Origin of the sequence: Corynebacterium meridianum (assembly GCF_016342265.1) — a bacterium.
GTDB classification, from domain to species: domain Bacteria; phylum Actinomycetota; class Actinomycetes; order Mycobacteriales; family Mycobacteriaceae; genus Corynebacterium; species Corynebacterium meridianum.
Genome location: NZ_JAEIOS010000009.1, coordinates 78,905 through 93,319, shown reverse-complemented (window position 1 = coordinate 93,319; position 14,415 = coordinate 78,905). Strand labels below are relative to the sequence as shown.

Annotated in this window: 17 protein-coding genes and 2 tRNA genes; 11 read left to right on the top strand and 8 right to left on the bottom strand. The window is 66.0% G+C overall.

Translation table 11 applies throughout. The features are described from left to right. Window positions 1-7: 7 nt before the first annotated feature. The 3 genes from JDV75_RS00495 to JDV75_RS12165 form a co-directional block, all read right to left on the bottom strand. Complete coding sequence (locus JDV75_RS00495; protein WP_198737310.1) at window positions 8-958, bottom strand: ABC transporter ATP-binding protein; 951 nt, start codon at window positions 956-958, stop codon at window positions 8-10. Window positions 959-1,053: 95 nt separating this feature from the next. Further along, on the bottom strand, window positions 1,054-1,668 hold the full coding sequence (locus JDV75_RS00490; protein ID WP_198737309.1) for a response regulator transcription factor: 615 nt from the start codon (window positions 1,666-1,668) through the stop codon (window positions 1,054-1,056). Next, a complete protein-coding gene (locus tag JDV75_RS12165; protein WP_198737308.1) occupies window positions 1,665-2,768 on the bottom strand; it encodes a histidine kinase in 1,104 nt (367 codons plus the stop codon). The genes JDV75_RS00490 and JDV75_RS12165 overlap by 4 nt, the downstream gene beginning before the upstream one ends. A gap of 208 nt (window positions 2,769-2,976) precedes the next feature. On the opposite strand from JDV75_RS12165, the gene JDV75_RS00480 reads away from it, so the two are divergent. The 3 genes from JDV75_RS00480 (at window position 2,977) to JDV75_RS00470 (ending at window position 4,860) form a co-directional block, all read left to right on the top strand. Then, window positions 2,977-3,774 (top strand): fumarylacetoacetate hydrolase family protein, encoded by a 798-nt coding sequence (locus JDV75_RS00480; protein ID WP_198737307.1) that lies wholly within the window; start codon window positions 2,977-2,979, stop codon window positions 3,772-3,774. Between the two features lie 71 nt (window positions 3,775-3,845). After that, window positions 3,846-4,250: a hypothetical protein gene (locus tag JDV75_RS00475; protein ID WP_198737306.1), complete on the top strand. Its 405-nt coding sequence runs from the start codon at window positions 3,846-3,848 to the stop codon at window positions 4,248-4,250. A gap of 13 nt (window positions 4,251-4,263) precedes the next feature. Next, a complete protein-coding gene (locus JDV75_RS00470) occupies window positions 4,264-4,860 on the top strand; it encodes a class I SAM-dependent methyltransferase (protein ID WP_198737305.1) in 597 nt (198 codons plus the stop codon). On the opposite strand, the gene JDV75_RS00465 is transcribed toward JDV75_RS00470, so the two are convergent. Next, window positions 4,853-5,974: an isochorismate synthase gene (locus JDV75_RS00465; RefSeq protein WP_198737304.1), complete on the bottom strand. Its 1,122-nt coding sequence runs from the start codon at window positions 5,972-5,974 to the stop codon at window positions 4,853-4,855. The genes JDV75_RS00470 and JDV75_RS00465 overlap by 8 nt on opposite strands. A 53-nt stretch (window positions 5,975-6,027) precedes the next feature. Here JDV75_RS00465 and gltX point away from each other — a divergent pair, with 53 nt between their 5' ends. From gltX to JDV75_RS00425, 8 genes are all read left to right on the top strand, one after another. Further along, entirely contained in the window at window positions 6,028-7,512 is a 1,485-nt protein-coding gene (gene gltX / locus JDV75_RS00460) for a glutamate--tRNA ligase (RefSeq protein WP_198737303.1), read from the top strand. Between the two features lie 145 nt (window positions 7,513-7,657). Beyond that, window positions 7,658-7,729: transfer RNA gene (locus JDV75_RS00455), tRNA-Gln, on the top strand. Window positions 7,730-7,754: 25 nt separating this feature from the next. Further along, a tRNA-Glu gene (locus JDV75_RS00450) sits at window positions 7,755-7,827 on the top strand. 251 nt (window positions 7,828-8,078) lie between these two features. Then, window positions 8,079-8,438: a hypothetical protein gene (locus JDV75_RS00445; RefSeq protein ID WP_198737302.1), complete on the top strand. Its 360-nt coding sequence runs from the start codon at window positions 8,079-8,081 to the stop codon at window positions 8,436-8,438. A 105-nt stretch (window positions 8,439-8,543) separates the two neighbouring features. Beyond that, complete coding sequence (locus tag JDV75_RS00440; protein WP_198737301.1) at window positions 8,544-8,738, top strand: hypothetical protein; 195 nt, start codon at window positions 8,544-8,546, stop codon at window positions 8,736-8,738. Between the two features lie 96 nt (window positions 8,739-8,834). Further along, the gene (locus JDV75_RS00435; RefSeq protein ID WP_336244262.1) at window positions 8,835-9,212 is read left to right on the top strand and encodes an MFS transporter; all 378 of its coding nucleotides are present in this window, start codon (window positions 8,835-8,837) and stop codon (window positions 9,210-9,212) included. Between the two features lie 396 nt (window positions 9,213-9,608). Beyond that, a complete protein-coding gene (locus tag JDV75_RS00430; protein WP_198737299.1) occupies window positions 9,609-10,385 on the top strand; it encodes a histidine phosphatase family protein in 777 nt (258 codons plus the stop codon). A gap of 170 nt (window positions 10,386-10,555) precedes the next feature. Beyond that, entirely contained in the window at window positions 10,556-11,095 is a 540-nt protein-coding gene (locus tag JDV75_RS00425; RefSeq protein ID WP_198737298.1) for a VanZ family protein, read from the top strand. Between the two features lie 16 nt (window positions 11,096-11,111). On the opposite strand, the gene JDV75_RS00420 is transcribed toward JDV75_RS00425, so the two are convergent. The 4 genes from JDV75_RS00420 to JDV75_RS00405 form a co-directional block, all read right to left on the bottom strand. After that, complete coding sequence (locus JDV75_RS00420) at window positions 11,112-11,645, bottom strand: hypothetical protein (protein WP_198737297.1); 534 nt, start codon at window positions 11,643-11,645, stop codon at window positions 11,112-11,114. Window positions 11,646-11,720: 75 nt separating this feature from the next. Then, the gene (locus JDV75_RS00415) at window positions 11,721-12,485 is read right to left on the bottom strand and encodes an ABC transporter permease (protein WP_198737296.1); all 765 of its coding nucleotides are present in this window, start codon (window positions 12,483-12,485) and stop codon (window positions 11,721-11,723) included. Next, a complete protein-coding gene (locus JDV75_RS00410) occupies window positions 12,482-13,234 on the bottom strand; it encodes an ABC transporter permease (RefSeq protein ID WP_198737295.1) in 753 nt (250 codons plus the stop codon). Before JDV75_RS00410 ends, JDV75_RS00415 begins: the two co-directional genes overlap by 4 nt. Next, on the bottom strand, window positions 13,231-14,247 hold the full coding sequence (locus JDV75_RS00405; RefSeq protein ID WP_198737294.1) for an ATP-binding cassette domain-containing protein: 1,017 nt from the start codon (window positions 14,245-14,247) through the stop codon (window positions 13,231-13,233). The genes JDV75_RS00410 and JDV75_RS00405 overlap by 4 nt, the downstream gene beginning before the upstream one ends. Window positions 14,248-14,415 lie beyond the last annotated feature (168 nt).

Below are 14,415 nucleotides of genomic sequence, written 5' to 3'. Positions count from 1 at the left end.
CTGCCTTTCAGTGAGTGCTGTGCGTGTCGACGCCCGCAGCCGCCGGATGCGCCGTGGGCTCGGCGGTGAGCTCGAGGAAGACCTGTTCGAGGGACGGCTGGTGGATGATCAGGTCCCGGGCGTCCGGGATCCGGAGGAGCCGGCGGGCGAGTTCATCGGAGTGGCCGGGTATGACGGTGATGCGGTCGCCGTCCACCCGGGCGTCCAGACCGGTGCACGCGCGGGCCGTGTCCTCCGGGGGCACACCCGCGATCGTCACCGTCCGTGCCCGGGTACCCAGGAGATCGCGCACCGATCCGTCGGAGATGATCGCCCCGTGTGCCATCACCACGATCCGTTCGGCGTGTTCCTCCGCCTCGGCGAGGTAGTGCGTGGCGAAGATGATCGTCCGACCGGCGTCCGCGTCCCGGGAGATCGCTGCCCAGAACTCGCGCCGGGCACCGGCGTCCATGCCCGTGGTCGGCTCGTCGAGGATGATCAGGTCGGGATCCGCGATCAGGGAGACCGCGAACTTGATGCGCTGCTGTTCCCCGCCCGAGCAGTTCTTCACCCGGCGCTTCATCAGCCCGGTGATCCCCGTCCGTTCGGCGACCTCGTTGACGCGCCCCGTCTCCACGCCCTGGGCGGCGGCAATGAGCAGCAGGGTCCTCTGCACCGTCAGATAGGGATTGAGCCCGCCCGACTGGGGGACGCAGGCGATCCTCCCGCTGCCGGTGACCGCGGACGGCTGTTGTCCGAACACCCGGATGGATCCGCCCCCGGGCGTGGAGAACCCGCAGATCATGTCGATGAGGGTCGTCTTGCCCGCGCCGTTGGGGCCGAGCAGGGCGACGATCTCGCCGGCGTTGATCTCCAGGGTGACGTCGTCGACGGCCCGGACCGTGCGGTCGCCCGATCCGAAGGTCCTCGTCACTCCGGAGACCGAGATGACTGGTGTGGTGGGGTCTGTGCTTCTCATGGCCCCAGTGTCGTCCGCGCGCCGGGTGTTCCGGATCCCTGGAATGTCACCACCTGGAGGTGACAGATGTCATGGCCCGTTGATCGGGTGCGGAACTAGATCCAGCCGTGTTCGCGGGCGGTGACGGCGGCTTCTGTCCGGGTGACGGCGTGGGTTTTCGCTATCGCGTGACTGATGTGGTTGCGCACGGTACCGGGGGAAAGCCCCAGATGTCCGGCGATTCCCGCGATGGTGTTTCCGGTCAGGCTCAGTCGGAGGACGTCGCACTCGCGTGCGGTCAGGGGATTGGTTCCGGAGGACAGTGACTCCCGGGCGAGCACGGGGTCGATCGCCCGGAGCCCCCGGTGGACCCGGCGGACCGCCGCCGCGAGTTCGCCCGCGGGTGCCGTCTTCACGGTGAACCCGGAGGCACCGGCGTCGAGAGCCCGCTTCAGGTACCCGATCCGCCCGAAGGTGGTGACGATGAGTACCTTCGGCGGGTTCGGGAGCGCACGGATCGCCTGCGTCGCGGTGAGTCCGTCCATGCCGGGCATCTCGATGTCGAGCAGGCACACGTGGGGTTCCAGACGTCGCGCGGCGTCAACGGTTTCGGCGCCGTCCGCGCATTCGGCGACGACCTCGATGTCGGCCTGCAGGGACAGCAGCGCGGCGACCGCGCCCCGGACGAGTGCCTGATCGTCGGCGATGATGATCCGTATCCGCCCGGTCATGACCACCGTGCCTCGACGCGGGTTCCGGTTGGTTCGGTTGCGGTGATCCGCAGTGTCCCACCGGACTGCCGGACACGTTTCGTCATCGACGCTGTCCCGGTGCCGGGGGCATCCGTCGCACCGGGCCCCCGCCCGTCGTCCGTGACGATGATCCGGTCCGGCTCAACCCGGATCCGGCATTCATCCGCACCGGAATGCCGGACCACGTTGGTCACGGCCTCCCGCACGACCCACCCCATCACGGGGCTCAACGACTCCGGGACCAGCTCCACACCGCGCCGGGGGATCACCGGGGTGATTCCGGCGGCGGTGAGGATGTCTTCCGCGTGATCGAGTTCCCGGGCGAGACCGGAATCGTGGAGATCACTGATGAGCGCCCGCAGCTCCGTCAGTGCGCGGCGGACGAGTTCCTCCGATTCATCCATCTCCCTGCGGGCGCGAGCACCGAGGTCATCCGCGCTCTCTCCATTCGAGGACGCGGAATCGAAGAGCTGCCCGGCGACCTGCAGTTTCACTACCGCGGCGGTCAGTGTCTGCCCCACCGTGTCGTGGATGTCGAGCGCCAATCTGGAGCGTTCGGAGGTCACCGCTCCCGCGATCTCCAGGCTTCCCCGGCGCTGCCTTCCCGTGAACACCCGGATGGCCCCGATGATGAGGATGAGCGGCGCACCGGGGTAGAGAAAGATAATCCCCATCCCGACGCCCAAAAACTGGGCGACGATCTCGAGAACGACGAAGAGGGCCCAGCCAGGCAACCAGACACGCCACGGACAGGAACAGACGAGCCAGAGCGCGGAGAGGAAGAATCCCGCCGCCGACGTATCCGGGTTCAGCGGCAGCATCAGTCCGGCGATGGCCGCCAGTCCTCCCGCGCCCCACAACCGCCGGCGGAGTGCGAGACGGCGTTCGCCGCGGTGGAACAGCCAGAGGAACAACCCGCCGTAAGCCACCAGGAGCGCGATGACGCAGGGATGGAGGATCCAGGGACTGAGCGTGTACGGGCGATACTCCGGACCGTAGACGACGCCCGGTATGAGCGTCAGCAGTGCCGGCGCGGCGGTGATCGCGTTCGATCGGACACGTTCATCTGTTGTCGTCACGGGGGTGGCCTCCGGTGGGTGGGGGACAGTCTGGGTGGTGCACGGATCCGTTCCATTCATGCACCCACTAAACGGTACGTCGCACCGTACGGACACTGTCATATGTCACGGGTCCGGTGATCCGTTGTCGCGGGCCCGGGGAACCGTGGACAGCACAGATGCGGCCCCGATGTCTCCCCCCGTTGTCCGTGACGCTAGAATCGTCCGCATGCGTTTTGGACGAATTGCCACCCCTGATGGTCTGTGCTTCGCTGTCGTGGAGGGCGACGGCGATGCTACGGTGTGCCGCGAGATCGAGGGCACCCCATTCACCGAGCCCTCCTTTACCGGCCGCCAGTGGCCCCTGAAGGAGGTTCGTCTGCTGGCCCCCTCGCTTCCGTCGAAGGTCGTGGCCATCGGCCGCAACTACGCCGACCACGTCGCCGAGGTGTTCAAGAAGTCCGCGGAATCACTGCCGCCGACCCTGTTCATCAAGCCGAACACCGCGGTGATCGGGCCGGGCGCGGCCATCCGGATCCCAGAGTTCGCCACCAACGTCGAGTTCGAGGGCGAGCTCGCCCTCGTCGTCGGCAAGCCCTGCAAGAACATCAGTGCGGACGACTGGAAGTCCGTGATCCGCGGATTCACCATCGTCAACGACGTGTCCTCCCGCGATCTCCAGTTCGCTGACGGACAGTGGGCCCGTGCCAAGGGCATCGACACCTTCTGCCCGCTCGGCCCCTGGATGGAGACGGACCTCGACTCCATCGACACCACCAACCTGCCGATCAAGGCGCACCTCACCCGTGACGGTTCGGCGGAGACCAAGCAGGACTCCAACTCCAACCAGATGATCATGAACATCGGTGAGATCATCGAGTTCATCACCGCGTCCATCACGCTTCTACCCGGCGACGTGATCTGCACCGGTTCCCCGGCCGGTACCGCGCCGATGGAGCCGGGCGACTTCATCGAGATCGAGATCCCCGGCATAGGCCGACTCGGAAATCCCGTCGAACGGGCCTGACCCACTGTCCTCACGACCCCGCCCCTCATGAAGGGGGCGGGGTCTTCCCGTCCCCGTTATTCTTGACGGTTATGACCGAAACTCAACGTCGATTCTTCCCGGGTCTCCGGCTGTCGGACTGGCAGGCGCTCGTGATCAGCCTCGCCCCGATCTTCTGGTACGCCGGAGCCTTCGCCCCGTTCTTCGGCGGCGATGGTACGGCCTCCTTCTCCGGCCTGGACCTGGTCTTTCTCGTGGTCGCCGTGTTGGCGGCAGTGTTCTCCGGGATCTGCGTCGAGATGCACTTCCCGCACCGCGGTATGCGGACACCTGTTCTGGTAATCCTCGTGATGCTGATGCTCACCGCGGTGACCTGGTCCGGGTTCACCGACGACTCCCTGAGCCGGTTCATCGTCAACGTCGTCGACGCCGCGGTGGCGATCGCCGTGTACGTACCCGTCGTGCAGCTGCGCAAGAAGCTGCCCGCGCCAAGCTGAGAAGGATCCACGAATGGCCGACCACCCCAACGCCAACTCGGGTGAGGAACACCTCTACGCCGGTCGGGCCCGCCGCTGGAGCGGCCGCCCGAACTACGCCCTGACCCATCTCGCCGCCGGGCTGCGCCCGGGGACGGCGCTCGACGTCGGCTGCGGCGAGGGCGCGGACTGCGTCTGGCTCGCCGAGCACGGGTGGCGGGTCACCGGTGTCGACGTCGTGTCCACCGCCACCCGCCGCGCCGCCGGAGCCGCGGCGGCCGCGGGCGTTGAGGTGGAGGTGATCACCGGCGGCATGCGGGCGGTGGCCGGCCGGGTGTTCGACCTGGTGACCTGTTTCTACGTGCCGCTGCGGCGCGGTACCGGCGATCTCGACGATCTCCTCGCGCTCGTCGCACCCGGAGGGACGCTGATCGTCGTGCACCACACCGACGCCTCGAAGCAGGCCGCCCGGTTGGGTGTCGATGTGTCGGATCTGCTCCGCCCGCCGGAGATCGCGGAGCTTCTGTCGGACTGCTGTTTCACCGTCGACGAGGCCGGAACCGCTCCCGGCGGACACGCACACACGGACAATCCCGACCAGGTGCTCAGGGCACGGCGGACCCTCAGCTGATCCCGAGCGCCCGGAGCACCGTCCGCAGCTTCGCCGTGGTCTCCTCGAGCTCAGCCCGCGGATCGGAGTCACCGACGATTCCGCCGCCGGCCCACGCGCGAGCCGTCGCCCCGTCGGCGGAGACCTCCGCGCACCGGATCGCGACCATGTACTCACCGTCGCCGGTGGAGTCACACCACCCGACGGCACCGGCATAGAATCCGCGGTCCGTCTCCGCGGAATCGATGACCGCGCGCGCGGCCTCCTCCGGCGTCCCACAGATCGCCGGTGTCGGGTGCACGGCGAGCGCGAGCTCCAGCGCGGTCGTGCGCTCATCCTTCAGCTCGCCCGTGATCGGGGTGGCGAGGTGCCACATCTCGTTCGTCCGGGTGAGTTCGGGGTGCGCGGGAACAGAGAGCGAGGAACACAGCGGCGTCAGTGCGGCGGTGATCGCGTCCACCACGAAACGGTGCTCCTCGAGATCCTTCCTCGACGACCGCAGCTGCTGCCCGGCCAGGCTGTCGCGGTCCCGGTCCGCGAGACGCGCCGCGGATCCCGCCAGGGGATAGGCGCTCACCGTGGAGCCGTGCCTGCGGACGAGCACCTCCGGTGAGGATCCGACGAGCATCCGGCCGGTGAATCGACCGCCGGCCGGCGAGAGATCGGCGATGAAACCGTCCCGGTTCGCTGAGTGGTCGATGAGCCGGGCCGCCACCAGGAGTGGATCGACCGGGGGATCGAAGGCGATGTCGACCGCGCGCGCGAGCACGACCTTCTGCAGGGGCGTGCGGCTGATCGTGCGCACCGCGGCCGACACCCGGGACAGGTGCGTTCTCTCGTCCGGGTCGACCCCGACCAGTCGGGCGCTCAGTTCGCTGCCCGGTCCGAACCGGTAGTGGGCGTGGGGCTCCAGCGGCGAGTCCGAGCGGATGGTCGACTCGGGAACTGTCAGTGCGCACGGTGCCTCGGGGTCGAAGGGGAGGGCACCGACGATCATGTCGTGGCGGCCGGCGCGGAGCGCGGAGACGGCATCCCACGGATCGTCGAAGGTGTCGCGGCTGCCCTGGGTGCGCACCGAGCCGTGGGCCCGGGAGAGGAGGAAGTCTGGGGCGGTCACCGGACGGGAGTTGGGCATGGGGAAACAGTCTACCGGGGAGCCCGGACGCCTCTGGACTACCATGGGGAACCATGTCTGATGTACGCGTTCGCTTCTGCCCATCGCCCACCGGGACCCCGCACGTCGGTATGGTCCGCACCGCCCTGTTCAACTGGGCGCACGCCCGACACACCGGCGGAAAACTGATCTTCCGCATCGAGGACACCGATGCCGCCCGCGACTCGGAGGAGTCGTACCAGGCGATCATCGACTCCCTCGAGTGGCTCGGACTCGGTTGGGACGAGGGGGTCGTCGTCGGCGGTCCCCACGAGCCCTACCGGCAGAGTCAGCGGATGGACATCTACCTCGACGTGCTGGAGAAGCTGAAGGAGGCCGGTGAGATCTACCCGGCGTACTCCACCGCCGAGGAGGTCGAGGAGCGTCACCGTGCGGCGGGCCGCGACCCGAAGCTCGGCTACGACAACTACGACCGGGACCTCACCGGGGAGCAGATCGCCGCGTTCGAGGCCGAGGGCCGCAAACCCGTCTGGCGGCTGCGGATGCCCGATCAGGACTGGTCCTGGAACGACCTGGTCCGCGGCGAGATCGAGTTCAAGGGATCGACCCAGCCGGACTTCGTCGTCGCCCGCTCCAACGGAGCGCCCCTCTACACGCTGGTCAACCCCGTCGATGACGCGCTCATGGGGATCACCCACGTCCTGCGCGGCGAGGACCTGCTGCCCTCCACGCCGCGTCAGCTCGCCCTCTACGCCGCCCTCGAGCGCATCGGTGTCGCGGAACGGACGCCCGAGTTCGGCCACCTGCCCTTCGTGATGGGGGAGGGCAACAAGAAGCTGTCCAAGCGTGATCCGCAGTCCAACCTCTTCAACCACCGGGACGCGGGGATCATCCCTGAAGGGATGCTCAACTACCTCGCCCTGCTCGGCTGGTCGCTGTCCAGGGACCGGGACATCTTCGGCATCGATGACCTCATCGCCAACTTCGACGTCACCGACGTCCTCGCCAACCCGGCCCGCTTCGACCAGAAGAAGCTGGAGGCCATCAACGCCGACCACATCCGGCTGCTCGACCCGGAGGACTTCCGGGACCGGCTGCGCAGCTACCTGGAGGAGTACAAGGGATTCCCGGCAGACTACCCGGCGGACAAGTTCGCCTTCGCCGCTGAGCAGGTGCAGACCCGCATCAAGACCCTCGGCGACGCCTGGGACCTGCTCGAGTTCCTCGTGGTCTCCGACGACGACCTCGAGCTGGACGAGAAGGCTGCCCGGAAGAACCTCAAGGACGACGCGGTCGCTCCGCTCGACGCCGCCATCAGCGCACTCGACGCCGTCGAGGACTGGCGGACCCCGGCCATCGAGGAGGCGCTGCAGAAGGCCCTGATCGAGGAGCTCGGACTCAAACCGCGCAAGGCGTTCACGCCGCTGCGGGTCGCGGTGTCCGGGCGCCAGGTCTCGCCGCCGCTGTTCGAGTCCATGGAGCTCCTCGGGAAGGATTCCACCCTGGCGCGGCTGCGTGCCGCTCGTGCGATCACCCCCGTCGCGCCCGCCGCACAGTAGTCCGCGGGTGGGGTGCCGGGTGGTCGGCCGGGAGGAACAGCCGGCTACCTGCTGATTTGTCCGCGATCGGACAATGAGGTTATAGTGTTCCTCGTTGCACAGCGCGGCGGGGCGGTGAGAATCGCACGGCCTGCGCGTGAGACGATGGCCTATGGTGTAATTGGCAACACAGCGGTTTCTGGTACCGTCGTTCTAGGTTCGAGTCCTGGTAGGCCAGCAGCGGATAAATCCGCGTCCTTTATGCCCCGTTCGTCTAGCGGCCTAGGACGCCGCCCTCTCACGGCGGTAGCACGGGTTCAAATCCCGTACGGGGTACAAGAATGAAATGAACCCCACACCTCACGAGGTGTGGGGTTCTTTCGTGTTCCCGGATGCCGTGGATCGCTGGTGTGGGGTGGTGGGTCTGCCGGTATCTCGGCCGTGCGCCATAGCGGGCGCGTGGACATCGCGGCAGGTTCCGGTTGTTCAGGCAGCGGTGATGGCAGGCTGCTTCGCTGCGTATCCGGGGCGTGACGTTCAGTCACCGGAAGGAGATGACCGCTCTGGGGATGCGGGAGTCTCATATCATGACTTCGAATTCTCCCGGTGACCGCCTCTCGCCCGGCTACCGCCGCCGGGTTCTCGGCGCACTGATGACGGCCCAGGTTACGGCCGGGCTCGCGAGCGGGATCCCCTACTCGATGGGTGGCCTGCTCGCCGCCGGCATGGCGGGCACGGCAGGGGATGGCATCGCGGCGACCTGCACCACCCTGGGTGCCGCCGCTTTCGCGGTACCCCTCGGCCGGCTCGTGGTGTCCAGGGAACGACGGTTCTCCGTGATAACCGGCCTGCTCATCGGCACAGCGGCGCCGGTTGCGCGGTTCCGGCGGCCCAGAGGATCTCCCTGCCGCTACTGCTCATGGGTTTCGTTCTCTTCGGTTCGGTGACGGCGGTGAACCTCCAGAGTCGGTTCGCCGCCACCGACGTCTCCGTTTCCGCGGTGACGCGAGATCGTGATTTCTCTGGTGGTCTGGGCGACCACCGTTGGTGCGGTGACCGAACTCAACCTCTTCGAGCCGAGCGGGATGTCGGGGTGGTCGCTGGCCCTGGCATCGCATTCCGGGGCCCATGTGATCACCATCTCCGCCCGACTGTTCGCCGTGTCGGTACTTCAGGTCGCCCTGCGGCCGGACCCGGTGCTCATCCATTCCGGCGCAGGCACGCAGCGACCGCAGCCGGAGCATTAACCACCTGCCTCACGGGTATCCGGGCCTGGGCCGGTGTCGGTGGTCGTCACCGCGGTCCACATGCACGAACACGGTGTGGCTCTCACCCTGATCGGAGTGACGACCAGCCTCCATGTCGCAGGCATGTACGCCCTGGCGCCACTGCTCGGCTTCACCGCGGACCGCTTCGGCAGACTCCCCACCGTGGTGGCCGGCTACGCCATGATCGCCGGTTGCTGCGTACTGCTCATCATCGGCGACGGCGAGACCGTCATGGTGGTCATCGCGCTCACCCTGCTCGGGCTCGGCTGGTCGGCTGTGCTCGTCGGATCCTCCGCGCTCCTCGTCGATGTCGTCCCCGCCGGGATGCGTGTCCGGGCGCAGGGGCGCAGCGACCCCACCATGAACGTCGCGCGGCCGAGTTCGGTGGGCCCGTGTCCGGACCGGTGGCGGCGATGTCCGGGATGCCGGTGCTGGCGGCGGCGGTGCTCGTGATCGTCGTCGGATTCCTCGGGTGGTTCGCTGTGTCGGAGCTTCGCGTAGGTCGCTGACGCCGGCCCGCCGGACGGGGTGTATTTCCCGCGTTTTCGGGTCCCGGATGACGGATCGAATGGTGGGGGATGAGACATCGACGAGAAAAGGTGATGCATATCACATGTATAGTACCGACAGGCGGTGCCCCGGGTTTGTGATGGGCTGAAAAATGTAGCATAACAGCTGAGTGGCGGTGCTTTCCCGCCCTTCCTTCGATTGTGTGGACCGATGGAAAATCTCTCGTTTCGGAGAGTCCGGTTTCGTTCTTCCTCCCATCATTCCCGTCTGGACCTGTGCTGAGGCAAAGAGGATAGGTTAGGCTAAATGAGCATTCACCAAATCAAGGAGCAGAAAAGCATGAAGATTTCCAGAATTCGTCGACTCAGTCTCGTCACAACCGCCAGCATCATGGTCGTTGCCGGCTCACTGTCGGGCTGCAGCTCCGACTCCGCGGACGAGACCACCGAGGAAATGAGCTCGGCTTCGTCCGCCTCGTCGGAGACCGCTTCCGACGAGTCCTCGACCATGAGCAGTACGAAGGCCGAGAGCGACGACGATGACTCCGAAGAGCAGGCCAAGTTCGAGAACGTGGTCGCCCCGGAGGAGATCGTCAAGGACCTCAAGGACGGTGGCTATGTCATCTTCATCCGCCACGGCCACACCGCCAAGGATTACGCCGACCAGGCTGATCCGAACATGAAGCTCGATGACTGCTCGACTCAGCGTCAGCTCGATGACCTCGGCAAGAAGCAGGCCAAGGAGATCGGCGAAGCCTTCAAGAAGCTCGAGATCCCGGTCGGCGAGGTCGTCTCCAGCGAGTACTGCCGTGCGTACAACACCGCTGAACTCGCATTCGGCCGCTACGAGAAGAACTCGAAGCTGAACTTCCAGCCCGCCGAGGAGTACACGGCGGAGCAGCTCAAGATCATGAAGGACAACATGACCCCGATGCTCGAGACCATGCCCGCTGAGGGCATGAACAACGTCATCGTCGGCCATGACGATGTCTTCGACGCCGCAACGGGTATCTACCCGGAGCCGCAGGGCACCACCTACATCGTGAAGCCCGAGGGCGACAGCTTCGAGGTCGTCACCCGGATCACCGCTGAAGAGTGGCCCAAGCTAGCCATGTGATCATGATTCGCCGCATGTGGTAGTGCAGGTTTTCTGAGGCCGGCGGGTTCTCCTCCAGGGGAGCCCACCGGCCTTTCGCTGTCGGTTCCCCATCGTGGACGCCTGGCCCACCAGCCCCGGTGGTATTCTGGGACCTCAACCGTCCGGGGTCGAAAGAGGGGAACCGCCACATGGTCGCAGCACGTCGGCAGGCGGCTTTCGGAGCGTTGTTCGTCTACAGCGGGGTGATGATCGCACTGACCATGCTCAAGGCATTCTTTGTCATCGGTCACCTGTGGCGCCCGGAGAATCAACGTACCCGGTCCCTGGAACTCGTGCCCCTCGCGGAGGCTTTCCGGGGATCGAGCTGGTTCGCGCCGTTGTTCGACGGAATAGGCAACGTCGCGTTCTTCGTTCCCCTCGGCGTGCTGCTGTACATCATCGTCGGATCGGGGTCGAAACCGCTCCGCAGGGTGACTCTCGTGGGTGCGGCGGTGAGCCTGAGCATCGAGATACTGCAGTACATTTTTGCGCTCGGGCACTCCGACGTCACCGACATCCTGTTCAACACGCTGGGTGCGTTTCTCGGCGCATGGTTCGCCGGACTCTGCGGACCGAGGTTCCACCGAATGTGGGTCGGCCTGTCGTTCCTCCTCGGAGCCGTGTTCCTCGTTCTCGTGGGGCTCGGGGACCGGCTCGGCGACGCGGAGAAGATCGTCGAACTACGCTGATCCGGCAAATCTGACGCTACGCTGAGGTATCCCGCGACCTGCCCAGAAAGGTAGCCCGGATGCCGGCGCAGAACGCCAGCGAAACACCGGCGCCGGCGCCGAGGAACACGGCACCGATTCCCGATTGGCCCGTGACGTCCGTCGCGGCATCGATGCAGAACGCGGTGACAAGCCCCGCGGTCACCCCGATCGCGGCGCTGAACCCGCCGAGCTTCCGCCACGCGGACAACCGGGCCGCCAAAAACCACAGAACACCGACCGTGAGGGCGCAGGCCGCGATCTGCCAGGAAGGGAAGTCGTCGGGCGGCGGGAATCCCGGCGCCACGAACTGTCCGCGGCTGTCCGCCGACCAGCTCAACCAGCCGATGGCCGCCAGAACGCCGAAGACGAAACCGATGAGCCCGGTCAGCCACAGCCCCTGTCCGGACGCGGAACGATCATTGGGGAACCTCCATGCGAGGACCGCGAGAATCGCGCCCCACACGGCCGACGGGACGGCCACGAAGATGTACGTGATCCAGAGGAACTGTTCGAAGGGGTATGTAGACATGGTGCCGAGGCTACCGACGCGGTCTGTCAGGGGGGGGCAGGTCCCCACCACGTTCAGGGGGAAGGGGATCTGCTGTCAGAGACTTCGCCTGGATGCCCGCAGCGCCCCCCAAGCGAACACCAGAAGAAGTCCGCCGAACCAGAGGAGACTGAAGGTGAGCGAGTCCCCGACACCGGTACCGTCGTTCAGCCCGGTCGCCGTGCGGACCGCATGGCTCACCGGGGAATTCACCGCCAGGGGCTGGACCGCCGCAACGAACCTGTTCGCGGGCATCAGACCCTCGTTGAAGAACTGGAGGATCATCACCAACGGTGCGATCACCATCGCTGATTCCGGGGTCTGGAATGCGGATCCGATCAGTACGGACAGTGCTCCGGCAGTGAGTCCGGCGAGGACGATGAACGCCGCCAGCCACACCCCGGCTGTGATCGTGTGTATCCGAAGTCCACAGGGGACGGCGACCGCGACGACGAGCAGGCCGCCGAGGATCATCCGGAACAGGATGAAGAGCAGGTTTCCGGCGATGTACGAGCGGATCCCGGACGGGGTGGTGGCGAACCGTGCGGTCAGGCCGAGGCGCTTTTCCCGGATCATCTCCGCTGATGTCGAGATCGTGAGCATGAACTCCACCGCGAAGACCATCATGACGGTCAGCGGCAGGAGGTCGAGTTCACCCTTCGGGTGGACGGCCCGGATGAGATCACCGAACATGGCCCGGGTGATCAGCGTCATCAGGATCGGGGTCCCGAGGGTGTTGATGACGGCGGACGGGTTGCGCCGCCAACCGAGGAAGAGTCGTCGGGCGTGTGTGGCGGCTGGCGCGAGGATGGACTGGGTCACTTGTGCTCCCTGGAGAATGCGGTGGAGAAACCGACGACCGCGACAACCGTGAGGATGATCAGCCAGACCGCGGCCTCAATGGTCGTTCCCCGGTCCATCTCGGACCCGGACATGACCGCGCGGACGGTGTCGAGTATCGGTGACAGTGGCATGTGGGTGATGATCGGTCGGACGGTGGAGGACAGGGCCTCCGCGGGGATGAACGCCGTCGAGAAGAGGATGAAGGGCATGACCACGGACTGGATCAACAGTGCCGTGGACGTCGGATTCCGACCGAGGAGGCTGAGCCCGCAGAAGCCCGCGCAGAACGTCAGTGTGAGCAGAAGGAACACGAGGAGAACCACACCGATCCGCCACGCGCCGTCGTCGATGCGTGCGCCGAGGAGAAACGCGATGAGTGTGGCCACGCCCCCGGAGACGATGACGCGGGTGGTGTCGGTCAGCAGGCGTCCCGTCACGATCTGGCCCGGACTGACGGACATCGTCGCCAGACGTGAGTGGATTCCGTTCTCCCGGTCCAGTGCGACGTCGAGCGCGGAACCACCGGCAGCGAACACGATCACCTGCATCATGGCCGCGGGATAGAGGAAGGTTGCGTAGTCGATGCCGAAGATGGCCGTCGCATCGGAGAACACGCTGTAGAAGCAGACGAGAAAGATACCGGGGATGAACAGAGCGGAGGTCATCGCCGCGCGGTTGCGGAGAAAGCGCAGGACACCCCTCGTCCACAGAGCGGTGAGTGTGTTCATCGTTCGCCGTCCCCTTCGCCGTCCGGCCCCTGTGGAGCCAGCATTCCGTCGCGGGCGAGCGCGAAGTAGACGTCGTCCAGGGAAGGTGGGGTCATCCCGACGTCGGTGATGGTGATACCGGCTGAATCGATAGCCTGCAGAAGGGGATTGAGCTCGGTGAAACCTGAACGGACGAGAAGCTCCACGACGCCGCTGTCATCCACGACGAGATCATTGTCCCGGGCGGTGTATCCACGGGCGGTGATGAGTTCCCCCGCGGCGACGGCTGAGGCGTGATCCGGGAAGGACACCGAGCACCGGTGGCGGCCGTACTCGGACTTGAGGTTCTGCGGTGTGTCCACGGCGATGATCCGACCGTCTCTGAGAACCGCGACCCGGTCTGCCAGCCGGTCCGCCTCCTCGAGATACTGGGTGGTCAGCAGGATCGACATCCCGTGGTCGCGGAGGTCGAGGATCTGTGTCCACAACGCCTCACGTGATTCCGGGTCGAGTCCGGTCGAGGGTTCATCGAGGAATAGGAGTGCGGGTGGAACGACGAGTGATGCGGCGATGTCGAGTCGACGCCGCATTCCGCCCGAATAGTCCGACAGGCGTTTGTCTGCGGCATCACTGAGGTTGAACTCATCCAGCAGTTCCGCTGCACGGTCGTGGGCCGTCCTGCGGGACAGACCTGCGAGGCGCCCGAAGAACACGAGGTTCTCCGTCCCGGTCAGTTCCTGGTCCACCGCGGCGAACTGGCCGGTGAGGGAGATGGAGTTGCGGACCCCGGTCGGGTCGGATCCCAGGTCGTGGCCGGCGATGCTCACCGAACCGGAGGTGAACGGAATGAGTGTGCTCAGGACGTTGATCAGGGTGGTCTTTCCTGCGCCGTTGGCACCGAGTACCGCGAGGATTCCACCGGCGGGGATGGTCAGATCAACCCCCTTGAGTATCTCGGTGCCACCGCGATCACAGTGCAGATCGCGTACGTCGAGAATGATCGATGGCGGGGATGTGTGTGCGGAGACGGTCATCGGGCTCCTTGTGTGAGTCGACCCTAATGGAATGATGAACATAATTTAGCAATGTCATCTCGGTTATGCAAAAGGATTGCTGCCGGAGGTCGCGTGGGTGTCGGCGATGTCGTCTGACCCGTAGGGGGTGGGTGCCACGGTGGATTGTGGAAAAGGTTCTCTGTGCAG